Source organism: Klebsiella sp. CN_Kp106, from assembly GCF_040064575.1.
Lineage (GTDB): Bacteria > Pseudomonadota > Gammaproteobacteria > Enterobacterales > Enterobacteriaceae > Klebsiella > Klebsiella michiganensis.
Genome location: NZ_JBEAIG010000019.1, coordinates 1 through 26,130, shown reverse-complemented (window position 1 = coordinate 26,130; position 26,130 = coordinate 1). Strand labels below are relative to the sequence as shown.

47 protein-coding genes are annotated in these 26,130 nt (G+C 50.9%); 7 read left to right on the top strand and 40 right to left on the bottom strand.

Annotated features, from left to right (window positions below; translation table 11 throughout):
- The first annotated feature begins 225 nt into the window (after positions 1 to 225).
- Positions 226 to 780: a gamma carbonic anhydrase family protein gene (locus tag ABLU96_RS10860; RefSeq protein WP_014839658.1), complete on the top strand. Its 555-nt coding sequence runs from the start codon at positions 226 to 228 to the stop codon at positions 778 to 780.
- Here ABLU96_RS10860 and ABLU96_RS10855 read toward each other — a convergent pair.
- The 6 genes from ABLU96_RS10855 to dprA are packed head-to-tail and all read right to left on the bottom strand — an operon-like array spanning position 756 to position 4,548.
- Entirely contained in the window at positions 756 to 1,013 is a 258-nt protein-coding gene (locus tag ABLU96_RS10855; RefSeq protein ID WP_014227027.1) for a DUF1488 domain-containing protein, read from the bottom strand. The two genes, ABLU96_RS10860 and ABLU96_RS10855, sit on opposite strands and share 25 nt — an antisense overlap.
- Positions 1,010 to 1,828 (bottom strand): shikimate dehydrogenase, encoded by an 819-nt coding sequence (gene aroE / locus ABLU96_RS10850; RefSeq protein WP_014227028.1) that lies wholly within the window; start codon positions 1,826 to 1,828, stop codon positions 1,010 to 1,012. Before aroE ends, ABLU96_RS10855 begins: the two co-directional genes overlap by 4 nt.
- A 3-nt stretch (positions 1,829 to 1,831) precedes the next feature.
- Entirely contained in the window at positions 1,832 to 2,404 is a 573-nt protein-coding gene (gene tsaC / locus ABLU96_RS10845; RefSeq protein WP_004854739.1) for an L-threonylcarbamoyladenylate synthase type 1 TsaC, read from the bottom strand.
- A gap of 4 nt (positions 2,405 to 2,408) precedes the next feature.
- Positions 2,409 to 2,951: a type I DNA topoisomerase gene (locus tag ABLU96_RS10840; RefSeq protein WP_014227029.1), complete on the bottom strand. Its 543-nt coding sequence runs from the start codon at positions 2,949 to 2,951 to the stop codon at positions 2,409 to 2,411.
- Positions 2,952 to 2,978: 27 nt separating this feature from the next.
- Positions 2,979 to 3,452 (bottom strand): DUF494 family protein Smg, encoded by a 474-nt coding sequence (gene smg, locus ABLU96_RS10835; protein ID WP_025107517.1) that lies wholly within the window; start codon positions 3,450 to 3,452, stop codon positions 2,979 to 2,981.
- Positions 3,424 to 4,548: a DNA-protecting protein DprA gene (gene dprA / locus ABLU96_RS10830; protein WP_014227031.1), complete on the bottom strand. Its 1,125-nt coding sequence runs from the start codon at positions 4,546 to 4,548 to the stop codon at positions 3,424 to 3,426. Before dprA ends, smg begins: the two co-directional genes overlap by 29 nt.
- Positions 4,549 to 4,677: 129 nt before the next feature.
- Here dprA and def point away from each other — a divergent pair, with 129 nt between their 5' ends.
- The 5 genes from def to mscL all read left to right on the top strand — a co-directional run bounded on the left by def (position 4,678) and on the right by mscL (position 9,441).
- Positions 4,678 to 5,187 carry a peptide deformylase gene (def, locus tag ABLU96_RS10825; protein ID WP_004854751.1) on the top strand — a complete coding sequence of 170 codons (510 nt, stop codon included), beginning with the start codon at positions 4,678 to 4,680 and terminating at the stop codon, positions 5,185 to 5,187.
- Between the two features lie 14 nt (positions 5,188 to 5,201).
- Positions 5,202 to 6,149, top strand: a complete 948-nt coding sequence (gene fmt, locus ABLU96_RS10820; RefSeq protein ID WP_025107519.1) for a methionyl-tRNA formyltransferase — start codon at positions 5,202 to 5,204, stop codon at positions 6,147 to 6,149.
- Between the two features lie 51 nt (positions 6,150 to 6,200).
- Positions 6,201 to 7,490, top strand: a complete 1,290-nt coding sequence (rsmB, locus tag ABLU96_RS10815; RefSeq protein WP_064406672.1) for a 16S rRNA (cytosine(967)-C(5))-methyltransferase RsmB — start codon at positions 6,201 to 6,203, stop codon at positions 7,488 to 7,490.
- 21 nt (positions 7,491 to 7,511) lie between these two features.
- Positions 7,512 to 8,888, top strand: a complete 1,377-nt coding sequence (gene trkA / locus ABLU96_RS10810; RefSeq protein ID WP_004125888.1) for a Trk system potassium transporter TrkA — start codon at positions 7,512 to 7,514, stop codon at positions 8,886 to 8,888.
- A 139-nt stretch (positions 8,889 to 9,027) separates the two neighbouring features.
- The gene (gene mscL, locus ABLU96_RS10805; protein ID WP_004106310.1) at positions 9,028 to 9,441 is read left to right on the top strand and encodes a large-conductance mechanosensitive channel protein MscL; all 414 of its coding nucleotides are present in this window, start codon (positions 9,028 to 9,030) and stop codon (positions 9,439 to 9,441) included.
- Here mscL and ABLU96_RS10800 read toward each other — a convergent pair.
- The 31 genes from ABLU96_RS10800 to rpsJ all read right to left on the bottom strand — a co-directional run bounded on the left by ABLU96_RS10800 (position 9,395) and on the right by rpsJ (position 24,273).
- A complete protein-coding gene (locus ABLU96_RS10800; RefSeq protein WP_072057189.1) occupies positions 9,395 to 9,655 on the bottom strand; it encodes an alternative ribosome-rescue factor A in 261 nt (86 codons plus the stop codon). The genes mscL and ABLU96_RS10800 overlap by 47 nt on opposite strands.
- Before the next feature lie 58 nt (positions 9,656 to 9,713).
- Positions 9,714 to 10,139, bottom strand: a complete 426-nt coding sequence (zntR, locus tag ABLU96_RS10795) for a Zn(2+)-responsive transcriptional regulator (protein WP_064406670.1) — start codon at positions 10,137 to 10,139, stop codon at positions 9,714 to 9,716.
- A gap of 2 nt (positions 10,140 to 10,141) precedes the next feature.
- Entirely contained in the window at positions 10,142 to 10,510 is a 369-nt protein-coding gene (locus ABLU96_RS10790; RefSeq protein ID WP_064406674.1) for a DUF1992 domain-containing protein, read from the bottom strand.
- Positions 10,511 to 10,617: 107 nt separating this feature from the next.
- Positions 10,618 to 11,004, bottom strand: coding sequence for a 50S ribosomal protein L17 (rplQ, locus tag ABLU96_RS10785; RefSeq protein ID WP_001216372.1), 387 nt, complete (start codon positions 11,002 to 11,004; stop codon positions 10,618 to 10,620).
- A 40-nt stretch (positions 11,005 to 11,044) separates the two neighbouring features.
- Positions 11,045 to 12,034 carry a DNA-directed RNA polymerase subunit alpha gene (gene rpoA, locus ABLU96_RS10780; protein WP_002919219.1) on the bottom strand — a complete coding sequence of 330 codons (990 nt, stop codon included), beginning with the start codon at positions 12,032 to 12,034 and terminating at the stop codon, positions 11,045 to 11,047.
- A 25-nt stretch (positions 12,035 to 12,059) separates the two neighbouring features.
- A complete protein-coding gene (rpsD, locus tag ABLU96_RS10775) occupies positions 12,060 to 12,680 on the bottom strand; it encodes a 30S ribosomal protein S4 (RefSeq protein WP_004125897.1) in 621 nt (206 codons plus the stop codon).
- A gap of 33 nt (positions 12,681 to 12,713) precedes the next feature.
- Positions 12,714 to 13,103 (bottom strand): 30S ribosomal protein S11, encoded by a 390-nt coding sequence (rpsK, locus tag ABLU96_RS10770; protein WP_004138423.1) that lies wholly within the window; start codon positions 13,101 to 13,103, stop codon positions 12,714 to 12,716.
- Between the two features lie 16 nt (positions 13,104 to 13,119).
- Positions 13,120 to 13,476 carry a 30S ribosomal protein S13 gene (rpsM, locus tag ABLU96_RS10765; protein WP_004106333.1) on the bottom strand — a complete coding sequence of 119 codons (357 nt, stop codon included), beginning with the start codon at positions 13,474 to 13,476 and terminating at the stop codon, positions 13,120 to 13,122.
- A 146-nt stretch (positions 13,477 to 13,622) separates the two neighbouring features.
- Positions 13,623 to 13,739 carry a 50S ribosomal protein L36 gene (gene rpmJ, locus ABLU96_RS10760; RefSeq protein ID WP_000868187.1) on the bottom strand — a complete coding sequence of 39 codons (117 nt, stop codon included), beginning with the start codon at positions 13,737 to 13,739 and terminating at the stop codon, positions 13,623 to 13,625.
- Between the two features lie 31 nt (positions 13,740 to 13,770).
- On the bottom strand, positions 13,771 to 15,102 hold the full coding sequence (gene secY, locus ABLU96_RS10755; protein WP_004106334.1) for a preprotein translocase subunit SecY: 1,332 nt from the start codon (positions 15,100 to 15,102) through the stop codon (positions 13,771 to 13,773).
- 7 nt (positions 15,103 to 15,109) lie between these two features.
- On the bottom strand, positions 15,110 to 15,544 hold the full coding sequence (gene rplO, locus ABLU96_RS10750; protein WP_004106336.1) for a 50S ribosomal protein L15: 435 nt from the start codon (positions 15,542 to 15,544) through the stop codon (positions 15,110 to 15,112).
- Between the two features lie 3 nt (positions 15,545 to 15,547).
- Complete coding sequence (gene rpmD, locus ABLU96_RS10745) at positions 15,548 to 15,727, bottom strand: 50S ribosomal protein L30 (RefSeq protein WP_001140434.1); 180 nt, start codon at positions 15,725 to 15,727, stop codon at positions 15,548 to 15,550.
- A gap of 3 nt (positions 15,728 to 15,730) precedes the next feature.
- Positions 15,731 to 16,234: a 30S ribosomal protein S5 gene (gene rpsE, locus ABLU96_RS10740; protein WP_004106339.1), complete on the bottom strand. Its 504-nt coding sequence runs from the start codon at positions 16,232 to 16,234 to the stop codon at positions 15,731 to 15,733.
- A gap of 14 nt (positions 16,235 to 16,248) precedes the next feature.
- Positions 16,249 to 16,602 carry a 50S ribosomal protein L18 gene (rplR, locus tag ABLU96_RS10735; protein WP_000358960.1) on the bottom strand — a complete coding sequence of 118 codons (354 nt, stop codon included), beginning with the start codon at positions 16,600 to 16,602 and terminating at the stop codon, positions 16,249 to 16,251.
- Positions 16,603 to 16,611: 9 nt separating this feature from the next.
- Complete coding sequence (gene rplF, locus ABLU96_RS10730) at positions 16,612 to 17,145, bottom strand: 50S ribosomal protein L6 (RefSeq protein WP_025107523.1); 534 nt, start codon at positions 17,143 to 17,145, stop codon at positions 16,612 to 16,614.
- Between the two features lie 12 nt (positions 17,146 to 17,157).
- Positions 17,158 to 17,550, bottom strand: a complete 393-nt coding sequence (gene rpsH / locus ABLU96_RS10725) for a 30S ribosomal protein S8 (RefSeq protein WP_004106343.1) — start codon at positions 17,548 to 17,550, stop codon at positions 17,158 to 17,160.
- Between the two features lie 33 nt (positions 17,551 to 17,583).
- On the bottom strand, positions 17,584 to 17,889 hold the full coding sequence (gene rpsN / locus ABLU96_RS10720; RefSeq protein ID WP_002919667.1) for a 30S ribosomal protein S14: 306 nt from the start codon (positions 17,887 to 17,889) through the stop codon (positions 17,584 to 17,586).
- 14 nt (positions 17,890 to 17,903) lie between these two features.
- Positions 17,904 to 18,443 (bottom strand): 50S ribosomal protein L5, encoded by a 540-nt coding sequence (rplE, locus tag ABLU96_RS10715; RefSeq protein ID WP_001096202.1) that lies wholly within the window; start codon positions 18,441 to 18,443, stop codon positions 17,904 to 17,906.
- A 14-nt stretch (positions 18,444 to 18,457) separates the two neighbouring features.
- Positions 18,458 to 18,772 carry a 50S ribosomal protein L24 gene (rplX, locus tag ABLU96_RS10710; protein WP_004106345.1) on the bottom strand — a complete coding sequence of 105 codons (315 nt, stop codon included), beginning with the start codon at positions 18,770 to 18,772 and terminating at the stop codon, positions 18,458 to 18,460.
- Positions 18,773 to 18,782: 10 nt separating this feature from the next.
- Positions 18,783 to 19,154: a 50S ribosomal protein L14 gene (gene rplN / locus ABLU96_RS10705; RefSeq protein ID WP_000613954.1), complete on the bottom strand. Its 372-nt coding sequence runs from the start codon at positions 19,152 to 19,154 to the stop codon at positions 18,783 to 18,785.
- A 165-nt stretch (positions 19,155 to 19,319) separates the two neighbouring features.
- Positions 19,320 to 19,574 carry a 30S ribosomal protein S17 gene (gene rpsQ, locus ABLU96_RS10700; protein WP_004106347.1) on the bottom strand — a complete coding sequence of 85 codons (255 nt, stop codon included), beginning with the start codon at positions 19,572 to 19,574 and terminating at the stop codon, positions 19,320 to 19,322.
- The gene (gene rpmC / locus ABLU96_RS10695; RefSeq protein ID WP_002919754.1) at positions 19,574 to 19,765 is read right to left on the bottom strand and encodes a 50S ribosomal protein L29; all 192 of its coding nucleotides are present in this window, start codon (positions 19,763 to 19,765) and stop codon (positions 19,574 to 19,576) included. The genes rpsQ and rpmC overlap by 1 nt, the downstream gene beginning before the upstream one ends.
- The gene (rplP, locus tag ABLU96_RS10690; RefSeq protein WP_002919759.1) at positions 19,765 to 20,175 is read right to left on the bottom strand and encodes a 50S ribosomal protein L16; all 411 of its coding nucleotides are present in this window, start codon (positions 20,173 to 20,175) and stop codon (positions 19,765 to 19,767) included. The genes rpmC and rplP overlap by 1 nt, the downstream gene beginning before the upstream one ends.
- A gap of 12 nt (positions 20,176 to 20,187) precedes the next feature.
- Entirely contained in the window at positions 20,188 to 20,886 is a 699-nt protein-coding gene (gene rpsC, locus ABLU96_RS10685) for a 30S ribosomal protein S3 (protein WP_004106350.1), read from the bottom strand.
- 17 nt (positions 20,887 to 20,903) lie between these two features.
- On the bottom strand, positions 20,904 to 21,236 hold the full coding sequence (gene rplV / locus ABLU96_RS10680; RefSeq protein ID WP_002919773.1) for a 50S ribosomal protein L22: 333 nt from the start codon (positions 21,234 to 21,236) through the stop codon (positions 20,904 to 20,906).
- Positions 21,237 to 21,250: 14 nt separating this feature from the next.
- Entirely contained in the window at positions 21,251 to 21,529 is a 279-nt protein-coding gene (rpsS, locus tag ABLU96_RS10675; RefSeq protein WP_001138115.1) for a 30S ribosomal protein S19, read from the bottom strand.
- 16 nt (positions 21,530 to 21,545) lie between these two features.
- Positions 21,546 to 22,367, bottom strand: a complete 822-nt coding sequence (rplB, locus tag ABLU96_RS10670) for a 50S ribosomal protein L2 (RefSeq protein WP_000301869.1) — start codon at positions 22,365 to 22,367, stop codon at positions 21,546 to 21,548.
- Between the two features lie 17 nt (positions 22,368 to 22,384).
- Positions 22,385 to 22,687 (bottom strand): 50S ribosomal protein L23, encoded by a 303-nt coding sequence (gene rplW, locus ABLU96_RS10665; RefSeq protein WP_000617546.1) that lies wholly within the window; start codon positions 22,685 to 22,687, stop codon positions 22,385 to 22,387.
- A complete protein-coding gene (gene rplD, locus ABLU96_RS10660) occupies positions 22,684 to 23,289 on the bottom strand; it encodes a 50S ribosomal protein L4 (protein ID WP_003031119.1) in 606 nt (201 codons plus the stop codon). The genes rplW and rplD overlap by 4 nt, the downstream gene beginning before the upstream one ends.
- Before the next feature lie 10 nt (positions 23,290 to 23,299).
- Positions 23,300 to 23,929, bottom strand: coding sequence for a 50S ribosomal protein L3 (rplC, locus tag ABLU96_RS10655; protein ID WP_004106354.1), 630 nt, complete (start codon positions 23,927 to 23,929; stop codon positions 23,300 to 23,302).
- A 32-nt stretch (positions 23,930 to 23,961) separates the two neighbouring features.
- Complete coding sequence (gene rpsJ, locus ABLU96_RS10650) at positions 23,962 to 24,273, bottom strand: 30S ribosomal protein S10 (RefSeq protein WP_001181005.1); 312 nt, start codon at positions 24,271 to 24,273, stop codon at positions 23,962 to 23,964.
- Between the two features lie 380 nt (positions 24,274 to 24,653).
- Here rpsJ and ABLU96_RS10645 point away from each other — a divergent pair, with 380 nt between their 5' ends.
- Positions 24,654 to 25,127 carry an A24 family peptidase gene (locus ABLU96_RS10645; RefSeq protein WP_014839668.1) on the top strand — a complete coding sequence of 158 codons (474 nt, stop codon included), beginning with the start codon at positions 24,654 to 24,656 and terminating at the stop codon, positions 25,125 to 25,127.
- Here ABLU96_RS10645 and bfr read toward each other — a convergent pair.
- The 3 genes from bfr to ABLU96_RS10630 all read right to left on the bottom strand — a co-directional run.
- Positions 25,111 to 25,587 (bottom strand): bacterioferritin, encoded by a 477-nt coding sequence (bfr, locus tag ABLU96_RS10640; protein WP_004125910.1) that lies wholly within the window; start codon positions 25,585 to 25,587, stop codon positions 25,111 to 25,113. The two genes, ABLU96_RS10645 and bfr, sit on opposite strands and share 17 nt — an antisense overlap.
- 74 nt (positions 25,588 to 25,661) lie before the next feature.
- On the bottom strand, positions 25,662 to 25,856 hold the full coding sequence (bfd, locus tag ABLU96_RS10635) for a bacterioferritin-associated ferredoxin (protein ID WP_004125913.1): 195 nt from the start codon (positions 25,854 to 25,856) through the stop codon (positions 25,662 to 25,664).
- Positions 25,857 to 26,029: 173 nt separating this feature from the next.
- The coding region (locus tag ABLU96_RS10630; RefSeq protein WP_072082104.1) for an elongation factor Tu at positions 26,030 to 26,130 on the bottom strand (101 nt) is incomplete at its 5' end.

Sequence of the window (26,130 nt, the reverse complement as noted above, 5' to 3'; positions counted from 1 at the left end):
GGTTGTTTGTGAAGTGATTCACATCTGCCGTGTCAGTGGGAGCGCATTATAGGGATCCCATTTTTTTGCACAAGCCTTTTTTCGATCTTTTTTTCCAAATGATGTTTTTTCAGCCGCTTCGCGGCGTTCTTGCTCAATCCGCTCAATTTTTACCACAATAAGGGGTTGCAGACGGCCAGAAAAGCAACCAAAGTCTCTGCACTCCCTTCTTTTATTGAGGTAACCATGACCACCAGCTTGCGTCGTTATAAAGATTTATTCCCTAAAACGGGCCTACGCGTGATGATCGACAGCAGCAGCGTGGTGATCGGCGATGTCAGAATCGCTGACGATGTCAGTATCTGGCCTCTGGTCGCCATTCGCGGTGATGTGAACTATGTGGAAATAGGCGCCCGCACTAACATTCAGGACGGCAGCGTCTTACATGTCACGCATAAGTCTTCATCTAATCCACACGGCAATCCACTTATCATTGGCGATGATGTTACCGTCGGTCATAAGGTGATGCTACACGGCTGCACTATTGGTAACCGGGTCCTGGTCGGTATGGGTTCGATTTTGTTGGATGGCGTGATTGTTGAAGACGATATAATGATTGGGGCTGGCAGTCTGGTGCCTCAGAACAAACGTCTCAAGAGTGGCTATCTTTACTTTGGTAACCCGGTAAAACAGATACGCCCCCTGACAGAGGCGGAAATTGCCGGGCTACAATATTCAGCGAACAACTATGTAAAGTGGAAAGGTGATTACCTGGCTCAGGAAAACCAGATCCAACCTTGAGCATCTTCTTGCTGGTCGAGAATGAGATCCTGGGCTTCATCTTCCAGATCCCAGCGATGTTCACGAAAAGCGGCCAGCCATTGCGCCGGCTCTTCACCGCCAAAACGCTTCTTGAGCACCGTTAGCGTTAAGGCGCAGGTAAGCTGCATGCCGTTAACTAATGCAGGAAAAGCGATACATTGACGCGCTTCATCCCATACCTCTCTGTCTGGAAACTGAATTGCCTGGTTCATGCATTCAGTTCCTTCTGCAAAGCCGCAATGACTGGCGTAATTTCTGGCAGAACGCCGTGCCACAACAGCACCGCATGAGCAGCCTGCGCCACCAGCATTCCCAACCCATCAGCGCATTTTGTCGCACCGTGTTGCTGGCATAAGGATAAAAATGGCGTACTACCTTTCTGGTAAAACATGTCATAACAACAGACATGGGGATTTATTAAGGTAACAGGGATCGCGGGAACACCGCCGTCAATACCGCTGGATGTCGCATTAATAATGAGATCAAATTCCTGACCGCCTAATGCTTCTATATCCAAAGCGCGGACGCTGCCGGTATGAGCAAAAAGCGTAGCCAGTTCATGGGCGCGAGAATAGGTACGATTAACAATAGTCACGGCACAATCCAGCGACAGGAGAGGAAGCAAAACGCCGCGTGAAGCCCCACCTGCGCCAATAAGCAATACCCGGAATCCTGGTTTAATAAAACCCAGCCGTTCCAGATCGCTCAGTAGTCCAATACCATCGGTATTGTCCCCCAGCAGGCGGCCATCCTCCAACCGTTTAAGCGTATTGACCGCACCGGCCAGCGCTGCGCGTTCGGTTAGCTCATCTGCTCGCGCGAAGGCCTCTTCTTTAAAAGGCACGGTGACGTTCGCTCCCTTACCGCCTTCATTAAAGAAGGTATCGAGAGTCGTAACGAAATCATCGAGCGGAGCCAGGATACGGCCATAGGGATGCGTAATTTGCAACTGCTGAGCAAAAAGCCGATGAATAGATGGCGACTTGCTATGGGCAATAGGGTGTCCGAAGACGGCATAAGTTTCCATGAGTTACCCCTGGCGGAAGAGTTCGCCCGTCAAGGCATCACGTATTTCAGATGGGTTTTGACGCCCTCCCGTAGCCCCGTCAACGACCGGGAAATCAGCGCCAAACTGCGCATAAACTTCTGCCGTCGTGCGGCAAGGAGGCTGGCCAGACAAATTTGCGCTGGTTGAAACCAGCGGTTTTCCGTAAGCATTACACAGTTCGACCACCAGCGGATGATCCGTGACTCGCACAGCCAGTGAATTGAAGCGCCCCGTCAACCAACGCGGCGTTGAAGCGCAAGCGGGGAAGACAAATGTCACAGGCCCTGGCCAGCAAGAAAAAATCGTCTCCAGCTGCTCATCGCTAAGTTGCGTATCGTCAATATAGGGTTTGAGTTGCTCGAAGTTCGCCGCAATCAGGATCAGCCCCTTTTCAACGGGACGCTGTTTAAGTGCAAGCAGGCTCATGACGGCCTTTTCGCTATCGGGATCGCAACCGACGCCAAAAACGGCTTCTGTTGGATAGGCGATGACATGTTCATTATTCAGAAGCGCCACAGCACGTACGATGGCTTCTGAGGGCAGGTTATTATTCACAGATTTATTCCGCCGGTATCGGCTTTCCACATTGTTTGCTGGCACAGAAGCGTTTAACGCCCTGCGCCGTTTTCTTTTCGATTAGCAACGGGTAATGACACTCTGGACACTCGCCCGCCACTGGCCTGAAGTTTATGACGAACTGGCAATCGGGGTAACGATCGCAGGAATGGAAGTTTTTTCCAAAACGTGAGCGGCGCTGAACCAAATGCCCTTGCCCGCACTGTGGGCAGGCAATTGCGGTTTCATCCGGCTTATCGATAAGTTCAGTATGTTCGCAATCTGGATAGCTGCTACAACCGATAAACATACCAAAACGCCCCTGGCGTAGTACCAGCACTGCGCCGCAAGACGGGCACGTTTGCCCCTCCAGAACTTTGACAATATGTCCGTCCGCCTGATTTTTCAGGGGCCGGACATAGTCACAGTCAGGATAATGCGAGCAGCCGAGAAAAGGCCCGTGTTTCCCGGAGCGTATTACCAGTTCAGCCCCACACTGCGGGCAGGGTTCGTTTTTACGCACCGAGAACAGCGCTGTTTTGGTCATAACAATTCTAATGTCGCAGCAAAAAAGTTAGTGCAGCATACCTTCATTTACTTCAAAGAGTAATTCTTCCATTTGCTGGTAGGCATTTTCGCAACCGGGAATATTGAACAGCACCATCAGGATCACCCATTTGAGATCTTCCAGATCGAACTCTGCCGTATCCAGCGCCAGTACACGCTCAATCACCATTTCCCGTGTTTCGAGGTTCAACACCTGAATTTGCTCAAGGAATAATAAGAATCCCCGGCAGCTTGCATCAAGACGCAGGCACTCCTCGTCGGTGTAGACTCGTAACGAGAGTGGGTCAGAAGCAAGCTGCATTGGCGCAACAAGCCCCTCCTGGTAATCAGCCAGTTTCTCCAGCCACATCAGGGCGTTATAGATATCTTCTCGTTCAAAACCGGCATCGGTCAGATCCCGAGTCAGCTTGTCCTGATCCACGCGCATTTCTGCTTCGTTATGGATGTAAGTTTCAAACAGATACATCAGTACGTCGAACATGGCTTGCCCTCCTTAATCGGACATAGCCGCCGGGTACAGCTGCGATCCAGCCTGCTAACTCCAGTTCTAGTAGCTGGGCTACGGTTACTGGCACAGATTGGCCGGCACGTTCAGCGACAACGTCAACAGGTGTTACCTCATCTCCTACGTTAGCCAGGAGCTCTGGAAATGGCAATGCTACAGAAGGCCGATTACCGCAATTATTTGCGTCATCTGGTTCAGGAAGAACATATGGCAGCTCATCCCGCCAGTATTCGACGATGTCTTCCGGGGCTGTCACGGGAATCGCGCCCTGCTTGATAAGCCAGTGGGGACCTTCTGAACCCGGGCTGCCAATCGGCCCAGGCAGGGCAAACACATCCCTTCCCTGCTCCAGAGCATAACGAACCGTCACTAATGAGCCGCTTTTCAGGGCCGCCTCAATAACCAACACGCCGGCACTTAGCCCACTGATAATCCGGTTACGGCGAGGAAAGTTGCCCGGCAGGGGCGGGGTAAACAGCGGAAACTCCGAAATGATGGCGCCGCAGCTGTTTGTAATCTGCTCCGCTAGCGCCTGATGACGGCGAGGATAGATCTCTCTTAAGCCATTCCCTAAAACAGCAACCGTTTTACCTTTCCCTTCCAGCGCACCACGATGAGCAATTCCATCAATGCCAAGGGCCAGGCCGCTCGTGATCGTAATACCATAACGTGCTAAAGCTTCGCTAAAGAGTTTCCCCCAACGAGCGCCATACCATGAATGCGCCCGGCTCCCAATGACGGACAGCTGCCGGCTGCTCAGTAGCGCAGGGTCTCCACATACTAAAAGAGCGCAAGGAAAGTCGACAATCGCCCGCAGCTGGGGTGGGTAAAGCGGATCTTCGGCAGTCAGTAGATAGCAATTTGGTCGCTCCAGCCATTGCAGCGTGGCATCTATCTCGCATTGGTTAACGCTGAGGAAATGCTTCGATTGCGCCAGACTCAAGCCACAGGCTCGCAAATCTTCTCGACCTAACGTCGCAGATGCACATAGCTGACGGGCGGCACTGATAGCACTCTCGCCATACAGGCTGCTCACTCTCATCAAACGTAACCAAATTTCCCTGGGCGTCATCCCTATCCCCCTGCCACAAGCGACTTTAACAATCTTTGCGATTGGACAGCGAGACTGTCAATTGCAGGGGGTTTTGTCTAGAATAGAGGTAATAATCTTTCCAACTCCTGAACACAACTCTGGATAACTATGTCAGTTTTGCAAGTGTTACATATTCCGGACGAGCGCCTTCGCAAAGTCGCAAAGCCGGTAGAAGAAGTAAATGCAGAAATTCAGCGTATCGTCGATGATATGTTCGAGACGATGTATGCTGAAGAAGGTATCGGTCTGGCCGCAACGCAGGTGGATATTCACCAGCGAATTATTGTTATTGATGTATCAGAAAATCGTGAAGAGCAGCTGGTATTAATTAACCCTGAGCTGCTGGAAAAAAGCGGAGAAACAGGCATTGAAGAGGGCTGCCTCTCTATTCCTGAACAGCGTGCTTTAGTGCCGCGTGCAGAAAAAGTGAAAATCCGCGCGCTCGATCGCGAAGGCAAACCTTTTGAGCTTGAAGCCGACGGTCTGCTGGCCATCTGCATTCAGCACGAGATGGATCACCTCGTCGGTAAGCTGTTCATCGATTACCTGTCACCGCTCAAGCAACAACGCATTCGTCAAAAAGTTGAGAAACTTGACCGTCTGAATGCTCGAGCTTAAGGACGAGAATAAACGTGTCAGACTCACTACGTATTATTTTTGCCGGCACCCCTGACTTTGCAGCACGTCATCTCGACGCGCTGCTGTCCTCTGGACACAACGTTGTTGGCGTCTTCACCCAACCGGACCGTCCGGCAGGTCGTGGTAAAAAACTCATGCCCAGCCCGGTGAAAGTTCTTGCTGAAGAAAAAGGCATACCGGTATTCCAGCCCGCTTCACTACGTCCGCAGGAAAATCAGCAGCTCGTCTCCGATCTGCGTGCAGACGTCATGGTCGTCGTAGCCTATGGGCTCCTTCTACCAAAAGCCGTGCTGGATATGCCGCGCCTGGGCTGCATTAACGTTCACGGTTCGTTGCTTCCGCGCTGGCGCGGCGCGGCGCCCATTCAGCGTTCGCTGTGGGCTGGCGATACCGAGACCGGTGTCACCATCATGCAGATGGATGTCGGCCTCGATACGGGTGATATGCTGTATAAACTTGCGTGCCCAATCACGGCCGAAGACACCAGCGGAACGCTGTACGACAAGCTGGCTAACCTGGGGCCGCAGGGGCTGATCGAAACCCTTAAGCAGCTTGCTGCAGGTACCGCGAAACCGGTTGTACAGGATGAAGCGCTGGTTACCCATGCGCAAAAACTCAGCAAAGAAGAAGCGCGTATCGACTGGTCTCTTCCAGCCGCTCAGTTAGAACGCTGCATTCGCGCCTTTAACCCGTGGCCAATGAGCTGGATAGAAATTGATGGCCAGCCGGTAAAAGTCTGGCAGGCGTCGGTTATTGATGTGGCCACAACAGCCGAACCGGGGACCATCATTGAAGCGACAAAACAGGGGATTCAGGTGGCGACCAGCGACGGCGTGCTGAATTTACTCTCGCTACAGCCTGCCGGGAAAAAAGCAATGAGTGCTCAGGATCTATTAAACTCGCGGCGGGAATGGTTCGCTCCTGGCAACCGTCTGGTCTGACGCGCCCTTCTTAATACGCCCGGTGTTGCCGGGCATTTTTATTTTGTGCTTATGAAAAAACAACTCAATTTACGCAGCCTGGCAGCGCAGGCCGTTGAACAGGTTCTCGAACAAGGGCAATCCCTGAGCAACGTTCTGCCCCCGCTGCAACAAAAAGTATCCGATAAAGACAAAGCGCTGCTTCAGGAACTCTGCTTTGGCGTGCTACGTACCCTTTCCCAGTTAGATTGGCTGATCGGCAAGCTCATGTCCCGGCCGATGACGGGTAAACAGCGTGTTGTGCATTACCTCATTATGGTGGGCATTTACCAACTGCTGTACACGCGGATTCCTCCTCATGCTGCATTGGCGGAAACGGTTGAAGGCGCAGTAGCGATTAAACGCCCGCAGCTCAAAGGGTTGATTAACGGCGTATTGCGCCAGTTTCAGCGCCAGCAGGAAGAACTGTTATCTGAATTTTCTCGTAGCGAAATTCGCTTTTTACACCCCTCCTGGTTGTTGAAACGTCTGCAGAAAGCCTATCCAGCACAGTGGGAAGCGATCGTGGAAGCGAACAACCAGCGCCCGCCAATGTGGTTGCGCGTAAACCGTGTCCACCATCCGCGCGACGGCTGGCTGGCACTGCTGGAAGAGGCGGGAATGAAAGGTTTTACTCATCCTGCTTACCCTGACGCTGTGCGCATGGAAACACCGGTGCCGGTCCACGCATTGCCGGGGTTTGAAGAGGGTTGGGTTACGGTTCAGGATGCCTCCGCTCAAGGCTGCATCACATTTCTTGAGCCAAAAAACGGCGAGCAAATTCTGGATCTGTGCGCAGCACCGGGGGGTAAAACCACGCATATTCTCGAAGCGGCACCCGAAGCACAGGTGCTGGCTGTCGATGTTGATGAGCAGCGACTCTCCCGCGTCTATGACAATCTGAAGCGTCTGGGCATGAAGGCCACCGTTAAACAAGGTGATGGCCGTTATCCAGCCCAATGGTGTGGAGAGCAGCAGTTCGATCGTATTCTGCTGGACGCCCCTTGTTCCGCCACCGGCGTCATTCGCCGTCATCCGGATATCAAGTGGCTGCGCCGGGATCGTGATATCGCGGAACTGGCCCAGCTGCAGTCTGAAATTCTGGATGCCGTATGGCCGCATTTGAAAACCGGCGGGACTCTGGTTTACGCAACGTGTTCGGTATTGCCGGAAGAGAACAGCCAGCAGATTAAAGCCTTCCTGCAGCGTACTGCGGATGCGGTTCTCAGCGAAACCGGCAGCGCAGATTTGCCGGGCCAGCAAAATTTGCCAGGTGCTGAAGAAGGTGACGGCTTCTTTTACGCTAAGCTAATCAAAAAGTAATGAGATAACGAGTCGCGACTGATGAAAATTATCATATTGGGCGCAGGGCAGGTCGGTGGAACTCTGGCAGAAAACCTTGTCGGAGAGAACAACGATATTACGCTGGTAGACACGAATGGCGACCGCCTTCGCAGTCTTCAGGACAAATTTGATCTCAGAGTGGTTCAGGGCCACGGCTCGCATCCACGCGTGCTGCGTGAGGCGGGTGCGGATGACGCTGATATGCTGGTCGCAGTGACCAGCTCAGATGAAACGAATATGGTGGCCTGCCAGGTCGCCTATTCGCTGTTTAATACCCCAAACCGTATTGCTCGCATCCGCTCCCCGGATTATGTGCGTGATGCCGATAAACTTTTCCACTCAGAAGCGGTTCCTATTGACCACCTCATCGCGCCAGAGCAGCTGGTCATTGACAGCATTCACCGCCTGATTGAGTATCCAGGCGCGCTGCAGGTTGTCAATTTTGCCGAAGGAAAAGTAAGCCTCGCAGTCGTTAAAGCCTATTATGGCGGTCCTTTAGTGGGAAACGCACTTTCAACTATGCGCGAACATATGCCGCATATTGACACACGCGTAGCCGCTATCTTCCGCCACGATCGCCCCATCAGGCCACAAGGTTCAACCATTGTTGAAGCCGGTGATGAAGTGTTTTTCATCGCCGCTTCGCAGCATATTCGCGCCGTCATGAGCGAACTCCAGCGCCTCGAAAAGCCGTATAAGCGCATCATGCTGGTTGGCGGCGGAAACATTGGCGCCGGGCTCGCCCATAAGCTGGAGAAAGATTACAGCGTCAAACTGATTGAACGTAATCAACAGCGTGCCGCAGAGCTTGCAGAGAAGCTGCAAAATACGATCGTCTTCTACGGCGATGCTTCAGATCAAGAATTGCTGGCTGAGGAACATATCGATCAAGTCGATCTTTTCATTGCCGTCACCAACGATGATGAAGCCAATATTATGTCTGCCATGCTCGCAAAGCGCATGGGGGCCAAAAAGGTGATGGTGCTGATCCAGCGCCGTGCCTACGTCGATCTTGTCCAGGGGAGCGTGATCGACATTGCAATATCACCGCAGCAGGCAACCATCTCTGCGTTGCTCAGCCATGTGCGTAAAGCCGATATTGTCGGCGTTTCCTCCCTACGCCGCGGTGTCGCAGAGGCTATTGAAGCTGTCGCGCACGGAGATGAAAGTACTTCGCGGGTGGTTGGACGCGCTATTGATGAGATTAAGCTTCCCCCCGGAACAATTATTGGCGCCGTTGTACGCGGTAATGATGTCATGATAGCGAATAACAATCTGCGTATTGAGCAAGGGGATCATGTCGTTATGTTCCTGACTGACAAAAAATTCATCTCAGACGTCGAAAGACTATTCCAGCCAAGTCCTTTCTTTTTGTAGTTCGCAGGCGTCGACAAGACGCCTTTTTTTATCCCTTGTATATCAAAGGATAATATTTTTCTGCAATTATTTCGTGGTAATGGAAAATAGTAATACATTTGTTAAACTTATCAGTGTCAGCTGGCTCAAGGAGAATAAAATGAGTTTTTTAAAAGAATTTCGCGAATTTGCGATGCGCGGGAATGTGGTTGATTTGGCAGTCGGTGTCATCATTGGCGCAGCATTTGGTAAAATCGTATCGTCGTTAGTTGCCGATATTATTATGCCGCCGCTAGGCTTACTCATTGGCGGAATCGACTTTAAACAGTTTGCCGTGACGCTACGGGATGCCCAGGGCGACATCCCGGCGGTCGTCATGCATTACGGCGTATTCATTCAGAACGTGTTCGATTTTATTATCGTGGCGTTTGCTATTTTTATGGCAATCAAACTGATGAATAAACTGAACAGGAAAAAGGAAGAAGCCCCGGCAGCACCACCGGCGCCAACCAAAGAAGAAGTCCTGCTTAGCGAAATTCGTGACCTGCTGAAAGAACAAAACAATCGTTCTTAAGAAGCCTTAAAAGCAGAAGGCCAGTGGTAAAAAAGTCATTTACTTTCTTGCCACTGGCCTCCCGACCATTCTGTCCCGCATGTTTTTCTTTTCTTTGGTAGCTACCTTTCCCTTTCTTGTTCTTCTCAATTCGCTGCCTGAATAACGGGTCATGAAGTAGTGCCTCAAGGGCGTTATCTTTTATTTGCCCTTTAGTATGCTGATAGCGGCTCATAAGCTCTCCAGATATGTAATAGAAATCGGCGTGAGTGTAGACGCGTCTGATGAAAAAATCAACGTGCTGGATTATGACTGCTGGCGCCCTGCTCCAGTGCTTCAAGAATTGAGCAATAGACGCTGCTGTGCGCTGTTCCGCAGCAAACATCATTGAGGCGCTGCAAAGAACGACGCATGGCTTGTAACTCTTTAATCCGGGATTCCACTTCACTTAAACGAGCCTGCACAATGCCTTTAGATTCCTGACAGGTATGATGTTCCGGATCGATGCGGATCGAGAGAAGTTCGCGGATCGATTCCAGCGTAAAACCAAGCTGCCTGGCATAGCGAATAAAACGCAGCCTCTGTAGATCGTTATCCGAATAGAGACGAAATCCACCTTCAGTGCGCACGTTATGATCCATCATCTGCTGTTTTTCATAATAGCGAATGGTATCGGGAGTAACGTCAGCCAATTTAGCCAGTTCACCTATGCGGTACATGATTACTCCTCATTAATCTTTTGCAGCAACTTATCCGCGTAATCCCCACGCAGAAAGTCAGTGTTCAAGCCCGCCTGCCGCAGCTTTAACTCGAGCAGCGCCAGACGACGACTCAGCTCAGCATAGCGGGGATCGCTCTCCTGAACGCCTTTAAGTAAGTCATTGAGCATCACGGCTTCTTTACGATGTTCAAGTTCGGGAGGTAAACAACCCGCATTCTTGAGTAATCGATAGCCTGCGCGTAGCTCAGGCGGCACACGCGAGTCATCGTCCAGAGTCAGTGGCTCCCCACTTCCCGGCAGGTTATCAAACTCACCTTTGTGCTGTGCATCAAGAATATGGCGTTCTGCCCACTGATCCAGTAACCACATCATAAGGCTCCGGGGATGAACAAAAATAATGCAGATATTGTAAACAAGCAGGAATAGGGTGGATATAAAAAAACCCGCCGGAGCGGGTTTTTTTACGTTACTACAGATTACTCTGCAGCAGCTTCTGCTTTCGATTCAGAGCGATCAACCAGCTCGATGTATGCCATCGGCGCGTTGTCGCCTGCACGGAAGCCACACTTCAGAATACGAGTGTAACCACCGGCGCGGCTCGCGAAACGCGGGCCCAGCTCGTTAAACAGTTTTGCCACGATCTCGTTATCACGAGTACGGGCGAATGCCAGACGACGATTAGCAACGCTATCAGTCTTGGCAAGAGTAATCAGCGGCTCAACTACGCGACGCAGTTCTTTCGCTTTCGGCAGGGTCGTCTTGATGATTTCATGACGAACCAGCGAACCAGCCATGTTACGGAACATAGCCTGGCGATGGCTGCTGTTGCGGTTCAGTTGACGACCACTCTTACGATGGCGCATGACCTTATCCTTCTCAGTAAAACCTTAACCTGTGATCCGGTTACTCGTCAGCAATGCTTGCCGGTGGCCAGTTTTCCAGGCGCATGCCCAGAGACAAACCACGTGAAGCCAGCACGTCTTTAATCTCAGTAAGAGATTTTTTACCCAGGTTCGGCGTTTTCAGCAACTCAACCTCGGTACGCTGTACCAGATCACCGATATAGTGGATAGCTTCTGCCTTAAGGCAGTTAGCAGAGCGGACAGTCAATTCGAGATCGTCAACAGGGCGCAGCAGGATCGGATCGAATTCTGGTTTCTCTTCTTTCACTTCCGGCTGACGTACATCACGTAAATCAACGAAAGCTTCCAGTTGTTCTGCCAGGATGGTTGCCGCACGACGAATCGCCTCTTCAGGATCGATTGTGCCGTTGGTTTCCATTTCGATGACCAGCTTGTCCAGGTCGGTACGCTGTTCTACACGCGCTGCTTCAACATTGTAGGCAATACGCTCTACAGGGCTGTAGCATGCGTCGACCAGCAGACGGCCGATTGGGCGCTCATCTTCTTCCGAATGAATTCGGGCAGAAGCCGGCACATAACCGCGACCGCGCTGAACTTTGATACGCATGCTAATAGCTGCGTTCTCATCGGTCAGGTGGCAGATCACATGTTGCGGCTTGACGATTTCGACATCACCGTCATGGGTAATGTCGGCTGCGGTCACAGGGCCAATGCCAGATTTGTTCAAAGTAAGGATAACTTCATCTTTACCCTGAACTCTCACCGCCAGCCCTTTCAGGTTGAGCAGGATTTCAAGGATATCTTCCTGAACGCCTTCTTTGGTGCTGTACTCATGAAGTACACCATCAATCTCAACCTCGGTCACCGCGCAACCCGGCATCGATGAGAGCAGAATACGGCGCAGTGCGTTACCAAGAGTATGGCCAAAGCCACGCTCTAAAGGTTCAAGGGTCACCTTGGCGTGCGTCGAACTCACTTGCTCGATATCGACCAGGCGCGGTTTTAGAAACTCTGTCACAGAACCCTGCATTGTGTCCTCTCTTTGGTACTAAGCTTTACTTGGAGTAAAGCTCGACGATCAGGTGTTCGTTAATGTCCGCAGACAGATCAGAACGTTCCGGCTGACGCTTGAACGTACCTTCCATCTTGCCAGCATCAACTTCCAGCCAGGTTGGCTTTTCACGCTGCTCAGCCAGCTCCAGAGCGGCTTTCACGCGAGATTGCTTTTTCGCTTTCTCACGAATGCTGACAACGTCATTCGCTTTAACCTGATAAGAAGCGATGTTAACAACACGACCGTTTACCATGATAGCTTTGTGGCTAACCAGCTGACGTGATTCAGCACGAGTCGCGCCGAAGCCCATACGGTATACAACGTTGTCCAGACGACCTTCCAGCAGAGTCAACAGGTTTTCACCGGTGTTGCCTTTCAGACGCGCTGCTTCTTTATAGTAGTTACGGAACTGACGCTCCAGCACACCGTACATACGGCGAACTTTTTGCTTTTCACGCAACTGCACACCATAGTCAGACAGACGCGGTTTACGCGCACCGTGCTGGCCAGGAGCTTGTTCAATTTTACACTTGGTATCGATCGCGCGAACGCCAGACTTAAGGAACAGGTCTGTGCCCTCACGACGGCTCAGCTTGAGCTTAGGACCCAAATATCTTGCCATTTTCTTTCTCCAACAATCCTAGAAACGAACGCGTTATACGCGACGTTTTTTCGGCGGACGACAACCGTTATGAGGGATCGGAGTCACATCAGTAATATTAGTGATGCGGAAACCAGCGGCGTTCAGTGCACGAATAGTAGATTCGCGACCTGGACCCGGACCTTTGACCATAACTTCCAGATTCTTGATGCCGTATTCTTTTACGGCTTCAGCGCAACGCTCTGCTGCAACCTGAGCTGCAAACGGAGTGGATTTGCGAGAACCACGGAAACCGGAACCACCGGCTGTTGCCCAACCCAGCGCGTTACCCTGACGATCGGTAATGGTAACGATGGTGTTGTTAAAAGAAGCATGGACATGAGCCACGCCATCAGAGACTTGTTTTCTTACACGCTTACGTGCACGAACTGGTGCCTTTGCCATTATTCAATCACCCCGACTATTTCTTGATCGGTTTACGCGGACCCTTACGGGTACGTGCGTTGGTCTTAGTACGCTGACCGCGAACCGGAAGACCACGACGATGGCGTAAACCACGATAGCAACCAAGGTCCATCAGACGCTTGATGCTCAGGGTGATTTCACGGCGCAGATCACCTTCAACGACAAATTTACCAACCGCTTCACGCAGGGATTCAATTTGTTCTTCAGACAGCTCACTGATCTTAACATTTTCAGCGATACCCGTGTCAGCACAGATGGCTTTAGAGCGGGTCTTGCCGATACCGAAAATAGCAGTTAATGCGATTACGGTATGTTTGTGATCAGGAATGTTAATGCCTGCTATACGGGCCACTATGCACTCCTACTATTTAATATGTACGCACCATGCTGAAAAGCCCGTTTTCAGGATACTCAAATGGAAACGTACAGACATACAAAAGATTGGCTGGCTAATCTAGCCAGCTCAACCCAACTTTGCAAGAAAAATATGCGAATAAATCAGCCTTGGCGCTGTTTATGCTTCGGCTCGGCACTGCAAATCACGCGGATGACGCCATCACGCTTAACGATTTTGCAGTTACGGCATAATTTCTTGACGGAAGCACGAACTTTCATTTTTACTCTCCGTAACTTCTCGAGCGACCTGTTAGCGGCCGTAGCCTTTCAGGTTCGCCTTCTTCAATGCAGACTCGTACTGACTCGACATCATCAGAGTTTGCACTTGAGCCATAAAGTCCATAATCACGACAACAACGATAAGCAGTGAGGTCCCACCAAAGTAGAACGGTACTTTCATTGCATCACGCATGAACTCCGGGATCAGGCAGATAAAAGTGATGTATAACGCACCGACCAAAGTCAGGCGAGTCATTACTTTATCGATATACTTCGCCGTTTGCTCTCCCGGACGAATTCCTGGTACAAATGCACCGGACTTCTTCAGGTTATCTGCTGTTTCACGCGGGTTGAAAACCAACGCCGTGTAGAAGAAACAGAAGAAGATGATTGCAGACGCATAGAGTAACACATAAAGCGGTTGCCCAGGCTGCAAATACAGCGAAATTGTTGTCAGCCAGTTCCAACCAGTACCGCCCCCGAACCATGATGTAATGGTAGCCGGGAACAGAATAATACTGGAAGCGAAGATTGCCGGGATAACCCCTGCCATATTCACTTTCAGCGGTAAATGTGTGCTCTGTGCAGCATAGACACGACGACCCTGTTGACGTTTAGCGTAGTTTACCACAATGCGGCGTTGACCACGCTCTACAAAGACAACAAAGAAGGTCACTGCAAATACTAGTACTGCAACCAACAGCAACAGGAGGAAGTGCAGGTCGCCTTGACGCGCTTGCTCGATAGTATGGGCGATGGCCGGCGGGAGACCCGCAACGATACCGGCGAAGATAATGATTGAGATACCGTTTCCGATACCGCGCTCAGTAATCTGTTCGCCGAGCCACATCAGGAACATCGTTCCTGAGACCAGACTAACAACAGCGGTGAAATAGAATGCAAAGCCTGGATTAATCACCAGGCCCTGCATACCAGGCATATTCGGCAGACCGGTAGCAATACCGATCGACTGGAATATCGCCAGCACCAGAGTACCGTAGCGGGTGTACTGGCTGATCTTACGACGACCAGACTCCCCTTCTTTCTTCAGCTCCGCTAACGGCTGATAAACAACCGTCAGCAGCTGGACAATGATCGATGCCGAAATATACGGCATGATACCCAACGCAAAGATAGAAGCACGGCTGAGAGCACCACCAGAGAACATGTTGAACATTTCAATGATGGTGCCTCGCTGTTGCTCAAGCAGTTTGGCAAGTACAGCGGCATCAATACCAGGGATCGGAATAAAAGAGCCAATACGGAACACAATCAACGCACCGATTACAAACAACAGTCTGCGCTTCAGTTCGCCAATCCCACCTTTGGCACTTTGAAAATCTAATCCCGGTTGCTTAGCCATCTGCTACTTATTCCTCAATTTTACCGCCAGCAGCTTCGATAGCAGCACGAGCACCTTTAGTCACGCGCAGGCCACGAACAGTTACCGGACGAGATACTTCACCAGACAGGATCACTTTCGCGAATTCGATCTGGATACCGATAATGTTAGCCGCTTTCAGCGTGTTCAGGTCGATAACATCGCCTTCTACGTGAGCAAGATCAGACAGACGAACTTCTGCGGTGATCATCGCTTTACGAGAAGTGAAGCCGAATTTCGGCAGACGACGGTACAGAGGCATCTGACCACCTTCGAAACCGCGACGTACGCCACCACCAGAACGAGAGTTCTGACCTTTGTGACCACGACCACCGGTTTTACCGAGGCCAGAACCGATACCACGACCCAGGCGTTTACCCGCCTTTTTGGAGCCTTCGGCCGGAGACAGAGTATTTAAACGCATCTCTTACTCCTCAACTTTAACCATGAAGGAAACCGCGTTGACCATACCACGAACAGCAGGAGTATCCTCGCGCTCTACGGTGTGACCAATACGACGCAGACCCAGGCCAAGCAGCGTTGCCTTGTGTTTCGGCAGACGACCGATTGCACTGCGGGTTTGAGTAATTTTAATAGTCTTTGCCATGGTTTATTTCCCCAGAATTTCTTCAACGGATTTACCACGCTTGGCAGCGACCATTTCTGGAGAATTCATATTTTCCAGGCCATCAATAGTTGCACGAACCACGTTGATCGGGTTGGTGGAACCATATGCTTTGGCCAGAACGTTATGAACTCCAGCAACTTCCAGAACGGCGCGCATTGCACCACCGGCGATGATACCGGTACCTTCGGAAGCTGGCTGCATGAATACACGAGAACCCGTATGAACACCTTTAACCGGGTGCTGCAGGGTGCCGTGGTTCAGCGCGACGTTAATCATATTGCGACGGGCTTTTTCCATCGCTTTCTGGATCGCTGCTGGAACTTCACGCGCTTTACCGTAACCAAAACCAACGCGACCGTTACCGTCACCAACTACAGTCAGAGCTGTGAAGGAGAAAATACGACCACCTTTAACGGTTTTAGATACGCGGTTAACCGCGATCAGCTTTTCCTGCAGTTCGCCAGCTTGTTTTTCGATGTGAGCCATCTTACACCTCTACCTTAGAACTGAAGGCCAGCTTCACGGGCAGCATCTGCCAGTGCCTGGACACGACCATGATATTGGAACCCGGAACGGTCAAAGGAAACATCTTTGATGCCTTTTTCCAGAGCGCGTTCAGCAACAGCTTTACCCACAGCTGCTGCCGCGTCTTTGTTACCGGTGTACTTCAGTTGTTCAGCGATAGCTTTTTCTACAGTAGAAGCAGCTACCAGAACTTCAGAACCGTTCGGTGCAATTACCTGTGCGTAAATATGACGCGGGGTACGATGTACCACCAGGCGAGTTGCACCCAGCTCCTGGAGCTTGCGGCGTGCGCGGGTCGCACGACGGATACGAGCAGATTTCTTATCCATAGTGTTACCTTACTTCTTCTTAGCCTCTTTGGTACGCACGACTTCGTCGGCGTAACGAACACCCTTACCTTTATAAGGCTCAGGACGACGGTAGGCGCGCAGATCTGCTGCAACCTGGCCGATCACCTGCTTATCAGCGCCTTTCAGCACGATTTCAGTTTGAGTCGGACATTCTGCAGTGATACCGGCCGGCAGTTTATGCTCAACAGGATGAGAGAAACCTAAAGCCAGGTTTACTACATCCCCTTTGACCGCTGCACGATAGCCTACACCAACCAGCTGAAGCTTTTTAGTGAAGCCTTCGGTAACACCAACAACCATTGAGTTCAGCAGGGCACGCGCGGTACCAGCCTGAGCCCATCCATCCACGAAACCATCACGCGGACCGAAGGTCAGAGCATTTTCTGCATGTTTAACTTCAACAGCATTGTTGAGGGTACGAGTCAGCTCGCCGTTTTTACCTTTGATCGTAATAACCTGACCGTTGATTTTTACATCAACGCCGGCAGGAACAACGACCGGTGCTTTAGCAACACGAGACATTTTTTCCTCCGATTAGGCTACGTAGCAGATAATTTCGCCACCAAGACCAGCCTGGCGCGCTGCACGATCGGTCATAACACCTTTAGAGGTAGAAATAACCGCGATACCCAGACCCGCCATAACTTTCGGCAGCTCATCTTTACGTTTGTAGATGCGCAGACCTGGGCGGCTGACACGCTGAATGCTTTCTACAACAGCTTTACCCTGGAAATACTTAAGAGTCAGTTCCAGTTCCGGCTTGATGTCGCCTTCAACTTTAAAATCTTCAATAAAGCCTTCTTCCTTCAGCACGTTGGCAATTGCCACTTTCAGCTTGGAGGAAGGCATGGTGACCGCAGCTTTATTCGCGGCCTGACCGTTACGGATACGGGTCAGCATATCCGCGATCGGATCTTGCATGCTCATCTGTCTTTACTCCCGTGATTCAATTGGTGACAATTACCAGCTAGCCTTTTTCAGACCCGGGATTTCACCGCGCATTGCGGCTTCACGGACCTTGATACGGCTCAACCCGAACTTCCGCAGGAAACCATGCGGACGACCTGTTTGACGGCAGCGATTACGCTGACGAGACGGGCTGGAATCACGCGGCAGAGTCTGCAGCTTGAGAACAGCATTCCAACGATCTTCGTCGGTTGCGTTCACATCAGAGATGATAGCTTTCAGTTCAGCGCGTTTAGCGAAGAATTTATCAGCTAAAGCCACGCGCTTTACTTCGCGTGCTTTCATTGATTGCTTAGCCATTAAGTAACCCTACCTTACTTGCGGAACGGGAAGTCAAAGGCAGCCAGCAGAGCGCGGCCTTCTTCATCAGATTTCGCAGTAGTGGTAATGGTAATATCCAAACCACGAACGCGGTCGACTTTATCGTAGTCGATTTCTGGGAAGATGATCTGCTCACGGACACCCATGCTGTAGTTGCCACGACCGTCGAAAGACTTAGCGGACAAGCCACGGAAGTCACGGATACGCGGTACAGCAATAGTGATCAGGCGCTCAAAGAACTCCCACATGCGTTCGCCACGCAGAGTTACTTTACAGCCGATCGGATAGCCCTGACGGATTTTGAAGCCTGCAACTGATTTGCGTGCTTTGGTGATCAGCGGTTTTTGACCGGAGATTGCTGTCAGATCGGCTGCTGCGTTATCCAGCAGTTTCTTGTCAGCGATCGCTTCACCAACACCCATGTTCAGGGTGATCTTCTCGACCCGAGGGACTTGCATGACAGAATTGTAGTTAAACTCAGTCATGAGTTTTTTAACTACTTCGTCTTTGTAGTAATCATGCAGTTTCGCCATCGTACTACTCCAAATTACTTGATAGTTTCGCTGTTAGATTTGAAGAAACGGACTTTTTTGCCGTCTTCGAATCTAAAGCCTACACGGTCAGCCTTGCCGGTTGCCGCATTGAAGATTGCAACGTTAGAAACCTGAATAGCAGCTTCTTTTTCAACGATGCCGCCTGGTTGGTTCAGAGCCGGAACCGGCTTCTGGTGTTTCTTAACCAGGTTGATACCTTCAACAATGAGCTTGCCGGAAGACAAGACATTCTTAACTTTACCGCGTTTACCTTTATCTTTACCGGTTAACACGATAACTTCGTCATCACGACGGATTTTCGCTGCCATGATTCGCTCCTTAGAGTACTTCTGGGGCCAGAGAGATAATTTTCATGAACTTCTCGTTACGAAGTTCACGAGTTACCGGCCCAAAAATACGCGTACCGATGGGCTGCTCGCTGTTATTGTTTAAAATAACGCATGCATTACCATCGAAGCGAATGACAGAACCGTCCGGGCGACGAACACCCTTCTTGGTGCGCACCACTACCGCCTTCAGCACATCACCTTTTTTGACCTTACCACGCGGAATTGCTTCTTTGATGGTGATCTTGATGATGTCGCCTACGCCTGCGTAGCGACGGTGCGAGCCACCCAGAACCTTGATACACATTACGCGACGTGCACCGGAGTTGTCGGCGACGTTCAGCATAGTCTGTTCTTGGATCATTTTAGTGCTCCGCTAATGTCAACTACTACTGAGACCCAAAAATAGGGTCGTTAAAAAAGCCCCATATCGAGGGCGCGGCATTATAACACCGCAAATCAGATATGGGTAGAAAAAATAAACGGCTCATCGCTGAGCCGTTTATCCGTATCGAGAATGCGTACTCTATTACAGAACCGCTTTCTCTACAACGCGAACCAGCGTCCAGGACTTAGTCTTGGACAGCGGACGGCATTCGCGGATTTCAACCACGTCGCCGATACCGCATTCGTTGTTCTCGTCATGTACGTGCAGTTTGGTCGTACGCTTGATGAATTTGCCGTATACCGGGTGTTTCACCATACGTTCGATAGCAACAACAATGGATTTCTCCATTTTGTCGCTAACCACGCGACCTTGCAGAGTACGGATTTTATCGGTCATTACGCACCCGCCTTCTGAGTCAGTAAAGTCTTAACGCGTGCAACATCACGACGCACTTGCTTCAGCAGATGAGTCTGTTGCAGCTGGCCACTTGCAGCCTGCATACGCAGGTTGAACTGCTCACGCAGCAGGTTCAGCAGCTCAGCGTTCAGCTCTTCAACGCTTTTTTCACGCAGCTCTTTTGCTTTCATTACATCACCGTCTTAGTTACAAAGGTGGTTTTGATCGGCAGTTTCGCTGCTGCCAGGCCGAATGCTTCACGGGCCAGCTCTTCCGGTACGCCGTCCATTTCATAAAGGACTTTACCCGGCTGAATCAAGGCAACCCAGTACTCCACGTTACCTTTACCTTTACCCATACGAACTTCCAGCGGCTTCTCGGTGATCGGTTTGTCCGGGAATACACGGATCCAGATCTTACCTTGACGCTTAACTGCACGGGTCATAGCACGACGTGCTGCTTCGATCTGACGTGCAGTCAGACGACCACGGCCAACAGCTTTCAGACCGAAAGTGCCGAAGCTAACATCCGTACCCTGCGCCAGACCACGGTTGCGGCCTTTGTGCACTTTACGGAATTTTGTACGCTTTGGTTGTAACATCAGCGACGCTCCTTATTTACGGCCTTTACGCTGCTGCTTTTTAGGTTGAGCAGCCGGTTCCGGTTGTTCAACAGCAGCCATACCACCCAGGATCTCACCTTTGAAGATCCATACCTTAACGCCGATTACACCGTAAGTGGTGTGCGCTTCAGAGGTGTTGTAGTCGATGTCAGCACGCAGAGTGTGCAGCGGTACGCGACCTTCACGGTACCATTCGGTACGTGCGATTTCCGCGCCGCCCAGACGGCCGCTAACTTCAACTTTGATACCTTTAGCGCCCAGACGCATTGCGTTCTGTACAGCACGCTTCATAGCACGACGGAACATAACGCGACGTTCCAGCTGAGAAGTGATGCTGTCAGCAACCAATTTAGCGTCCAGTTCAGGCTTACGAACTTCGGCAATATTGATCTGTGCAGGCACGCCAGCGAGATCCGCGACGACCTTGCGCAGTTTTTCTACGTCTTCGCCTTTCTTACCGATAACGATACCCGGGCGAGCAGTGTGAATGGTCACACGGATGCTTTTAGCCGGACGCTCGATAACGATGCGAGATACAGACGCTTTCGCCAGTTCCTTAGTCAGGTACTGACGTACTTTAAAATCGCTGTCCAGGTTGTCAGCGAATTCTTTGGTGTTCGCAAACCAGGTTGAGTTCCATGGTTTTACAATACCCAGGCGAATACCATTAGGATGTACTTTCTGACCCATTGCTAGTCTCCAGAGTCTCAGCGATCGGACACAACCACAGTAATGTGGCTGGTGCGCTTCAGGATGCGATCTGCACGACCTTTAGCACGCGGCATAATGCGCTTCATGCTCGGGCCTTCGTCTACGAAAATTTTCGCAACTTTCAGATCATCAATGTCAGCGCCATCGTTGTGTTCAGCGTTAGCAATGGCAGATTCCAGTACCTTCTTGACCAGTACAGCAGCTTTCTTATTGGTGTAGGTCAGAATATCCAGGGCCTGCGACACTTTCTTACCGCGAATCAGGTCAGCAACAAGGCGAACCTTCTGAGCAGAAGAACGAGCATGGCGATGTTGAGCTAAAGTTTCCATCTCTTCCTCCTACCTTATTTCTTCTTCGCTTTTTTATCAGCAGCGTGGCCGCGATAAGTACGAGTCGGTGCGAATTCACCCAGTTTGTGACCAACCATTTCGTCGGAAACAAAAACTGGAACGTGCTGACGACCATTATGGACAGCGATGGTCAAACCGATCATGTTAGGAAAGATCGTTGAACGACGGGACCAAGTGCGCAGGGGCTTCTTGTCTCCGCTTTCCACCGCTTTCTCTACCTTCTTCAGCAAGTGCAGGTCAATAAAAGGACCTTTCTTGAGAGAACGTGGCATGGCTTATCCTCTAAAATTATTTGCTACGGCGACGTACGATGAATTTATCAGTACGCTTGTTGCTGCGGGTCTTCTTACCTTTGGTCTGAACGCCCCACGGAGTTACCGGGTGCTTACCAAAGTTACGACCTTCACCACCACCATGTGGGTGGTCGACTGGGTTCATCGCAGTACCGCGAACGGTAGGACGAACACCACGCCAGCGTGCAGCACCTGCTTTACCCAGAACGCGCAGCATATGCTCAGCATTGCCAACTTCGCCCAGAGTAGCGCGGCAGTCTGCTTCGACTTTACGCATTTCACCAGAACGCAGACGCAGGGTGACATAAGCACCATCGCGAGCAACGATCTGAACGTAAGTACCAGCGGAACGAGCCAGCTGACCGCCTTTACCTGGTTTCATTTCTACGTTATGAACGGTAGAACCAACCGGGATATTGCGCATCGGCAGGGTGTTGCCTGCTTTGATTGCAGCATCAACGCCAGATTGAATCTGGTCGCCAGCTTTCAGGCCTTTAGGGGCCAGAATGTAACGGCGCTCACCGTCTTTGTACAGAACCAGCGCGATGTTCGCGGAGCGGTTCGGATCGTACTCAAGACGTTCAACAACTGCCGGGATACCATCTTTGTTGCGTTTGAAGTCAACAATACGGTAGGCCTGTTTGTGACCACCACCGATATGACGGGTGGTGATACGGCCATTGTTGTTACGACCACCGGATTTGCTGTTTTTTTCAACCAGCGGAGCAAAAGGTTTGCCCTTGTGCAGCTCTGGGTTGACCACTTTAACAACGTGGCGACGACCCGGAGATGTCGGTTTACATTTAACAACTGCCATTGTATTACTCCTCCGACTTACTCAGCGCCGCCGACGAAGTCCAGATTCTGGCCTTCCTTCAGGGTGACGTAAGCTTTTTTCCAGTCGCTACGACGACCGATACGCTGTCCGTGACGTTTAACTTTCCCTTTAACAACCAGGGTGTTAACGACTTCGACTTCGACTTCAAACAGTTTCTGCACAGCAGCTTTGATCTCTGCTTTGGTCGCGTCTTTAGCAACTTTGAGAACGATGGTGTTAGTTTTTTCCATCGCAGTAGACGCTTTTTCAGAAACGTGCGGTGCGCGCAGCACCTTCAGCAGACGTTCTTCACGAATCATGCCAGCATCTCCTCAACTTGCTTAACAGCATCAGCAGTCATTACGACTTTGTCGAAGGCGATCAGGCTAACCGGGTCGATACCAGTTGCATCACGTACGTCAACCTTGTGCAGGTTGCGCGCAGCAAGGAACAGGTTCTCGTCCAGCTCACCGGTGATGATCAGCACATCTTCCAGAGCCATGTCTTTCAGTTTCTGTGCCAGCAGCTTAGTTTTAGGCGCTTCTACAGAGAAAGATTCGACAACGATCAGACGATCCTGACGTACCAGTTCGGACAGAATGCTTTTCAGCGCGCCGCGGTACATCTTTTTGTTAACTTTTTGACTGTGGTCCTGCGGACGCGCAGCGAAGGTCACGCCACCTGAACGCCAGATCGGGCTCTTGATAGAACCTGAACGCGCACGGCCGGTACCTTTCTGGCGCCACGGCTTTTTGCCTGAACCAGTTACTTCAGCACGAGTCTTCTGAGCACGAGTACCCTGACGAGCACCAGCTGCATAAGCAACTACAACCTGGTGAACCAGCGCTTCGTTGAAATCACGACCGAAGGTAGTTTCGGAAACAGTCAGCGCGCTCTGCGCGTCTTTCAATACTAATTCCATTGCTATCCCCTTACGCCTTCACAGCTGGTTTAACGATCAGGTCGCTACCGGTTGCACCCGGGACCGCGCCTTTAACCAGCAGCAGGTTGCGCTCAGCGTCAACACGTACTACGTCCAGGCTCTGAACGGTGACACGTTCGTTACCCAGCTGACCTGCCATTTTCTTGCCTTTGAACACTTTGCCCGGAGTCTGGTTCTGACCGATAGAACCCGGAACGCGGTGAGACAAGGAGTTACCGTGAGTAGCGTCCTGGGTACGGAAGTTCCAGCGCTTAACGGTACCAGCAAAACCTTTACCTTTAGAGGTACCGGTTACGTCAACTTTTTTAACGTCAGCAAACAGCTCAACGCTAATGTCCTGACCTACGGTGAACTCTTCGCCGTCAGCCAGACGGAATTCCCACAGACCACGGCCAGCTTCTACGCCAGCTTTAGCGAAGTGACCCGCTTCCGGTTTGGTTACACGGTTAGCTTTTTTAGCACCAGTGGTCACCTGAACGGCACGGTAGCCATCGTTAGCCAGATCTTTAACCTGAGTAACGCGGTTTGCTTCAACTTCGATTACGGTTACTGGGATAGATACGCCATCTTCAGTGAAGATGCGGGTCATGCCCACTTTTTTACCGACTAAACCAATCATTGTTTCAACCTCTCAATCGCTCGATGACCTGATTAACCCAGGCTGATCTGCACGTCTACACCGGCAGCCAGATCCAGACGCATCAGAGCATCAACGGTTTTTTCAGTTGGCTCAACGATGTCAACCAGACGCTTATGAGTGCGGATTTCGTACTGATCGCGCGCGTCTTTGTTAACGTGCGGAGAGATCAGAACGGTAAAGCGCTCTTTGCGGGTCGGCAGCGGGATCGGACCACGGACTTGCGCACCAGTGCGCTTAGCAGTCTCGACGATTTCCGCGGTTGATTGATCGATCAGACGATGATCAAACGCTTTAAGGCGGATACGGATTCTTTGGTTCTGCATGAGACCAGAGCTCCAATTATTTTATAGACGAAATGGTTACTCCTCATACCCATTACGATTGATGGGAGAGTGTAACCGTTCTTACATAGTTCCCCAATTGGGAACATTGTTTGGTAGCGTGTTGCTGCTACCAGGGTTCATATCGAACCGGCCGTCAACTTTGACAGGCCCGCGCATTATACGCAAATTCAGCGACAACGCAAGGGCTGCGTACAAAATCATCACTTGTTTCTGCGAGCTCACTTCCACGCCCGTCGCAATGCCATGAAAGGCCGACAAATACTCTGGAGCGGGACATCCATTCCTGTTTATTGCCTTTTGCCAGAGGCTCGGCTCCTGCATCACACTCGGTACCCAGGACCACCACATGGAAACCATCGATGATAGCGACTTTGGCATTCTTTATTATTTATGGCGGGTTATTACTCACGCTTTGTTGGCACGATCTGCGCTATGGCTTGCTACCCGATAAATTTACCTGCCCTCTGCTGTGGGGCGGGTTGCTTTATTATCTGTGTATGTCACCAGCCAATCTGCAGCATGCAGTCTGGGGAGCGATAGCAGGCTATCTGGCCTTTGCGTTGATCTATTGGCTCTACAGGGGAATACGCGGGCGTGAAGGCATCGGCTACGGCGATGTCAAATTTCTCGCCGCACTAGGGGCATGGCAGGGATGGAGAGTTTTACCGCAGCTCGTTCTTATAGCAACGATTCTCGCCTGCGCTGCCGTAACGGTTCTGATGCTGTGCGGCAAACATAGGCAGGCATTACGCAACCCGCTGCCTTTCGGCCCTTTCCTGGCCACAGCGGGTTTGCTATGTGGTTGGCAGACGTTTTTTAGTCAGCCACTTTAATCTGCGACTGAAGATAATTTTGCAGACCAATTTTACCTATCAAATCCAGCTCGGTTTCCAGCCAGTCGATATGGCCTTCTTCATCGGCGAGGATGGTGATTAACATATCACGGCTGACGTAGTCGTGGACGCTGTCAGCATAGGCGATGGCTTCTCGTAGATCCTTCGCCCCTTCCAGTTCCAGCCTCAGGTCGGATTGCAGCATCTCCTCGACGTCCTCTCCGATGCGGAGTTTGCCGAGATCCTGCAGGTTCGGGATCCCTTCGAGAAATAAAATGCGCTCGATATATTTATCGGCATGCTTCATTTCATCGATAGATTCGTGGTACTCGACATCATTGAGGCGCATCAGGCCCCAGTTCTTGAACATTCTCGCATGGAGAAAGTATTGATTAATTGCGACTAGCTCATTTCCCAATAATTTATTGAGATAACTTATGATTTTGACATCACCTTTCATTATATAGTCCCTCCGCTTCCACTTATTGAAGCGTAGTTCGGGCTATAGGGATGTCAAAGTAAAGCTGAGAGACTTCAGGCGATCTCTTGATATTCCGGCATGCGGGTTAATTCATCTTCCATAATTTCTCGTGCTGCACGAACGCACTTACCGCATTGATTTCCAACGGGAATAAATTTCCGCAGCTGCTGAAAAGACTGAGGATTGAATTGGCGCACAGCCTGACGAATTTTTTTATCGTTCACACCATTACACAGACAAACGTACATATATACTCCCGTTCAACTTACAGATAAAGTGTAAATGAGAATAGTTATGATTACAATAGCCTGTTTATTAAATAGGCGTTTAATCTCTTTGCTGTCAGTCACTGTGCTGCTTCTCGCAAATAGCAGACAGCAAAAAGGGCGCCTTAGCGCCCTTTTTAATTCAGAACTAAATATTAGCCCAGAACTTTAGCAACAACGCCCGCGCCAACGGTACGGCCGCCTTCACGGATTGCGAAACGCAGACCGTCGTCCATCGCGATCGGGTGGATCAGGG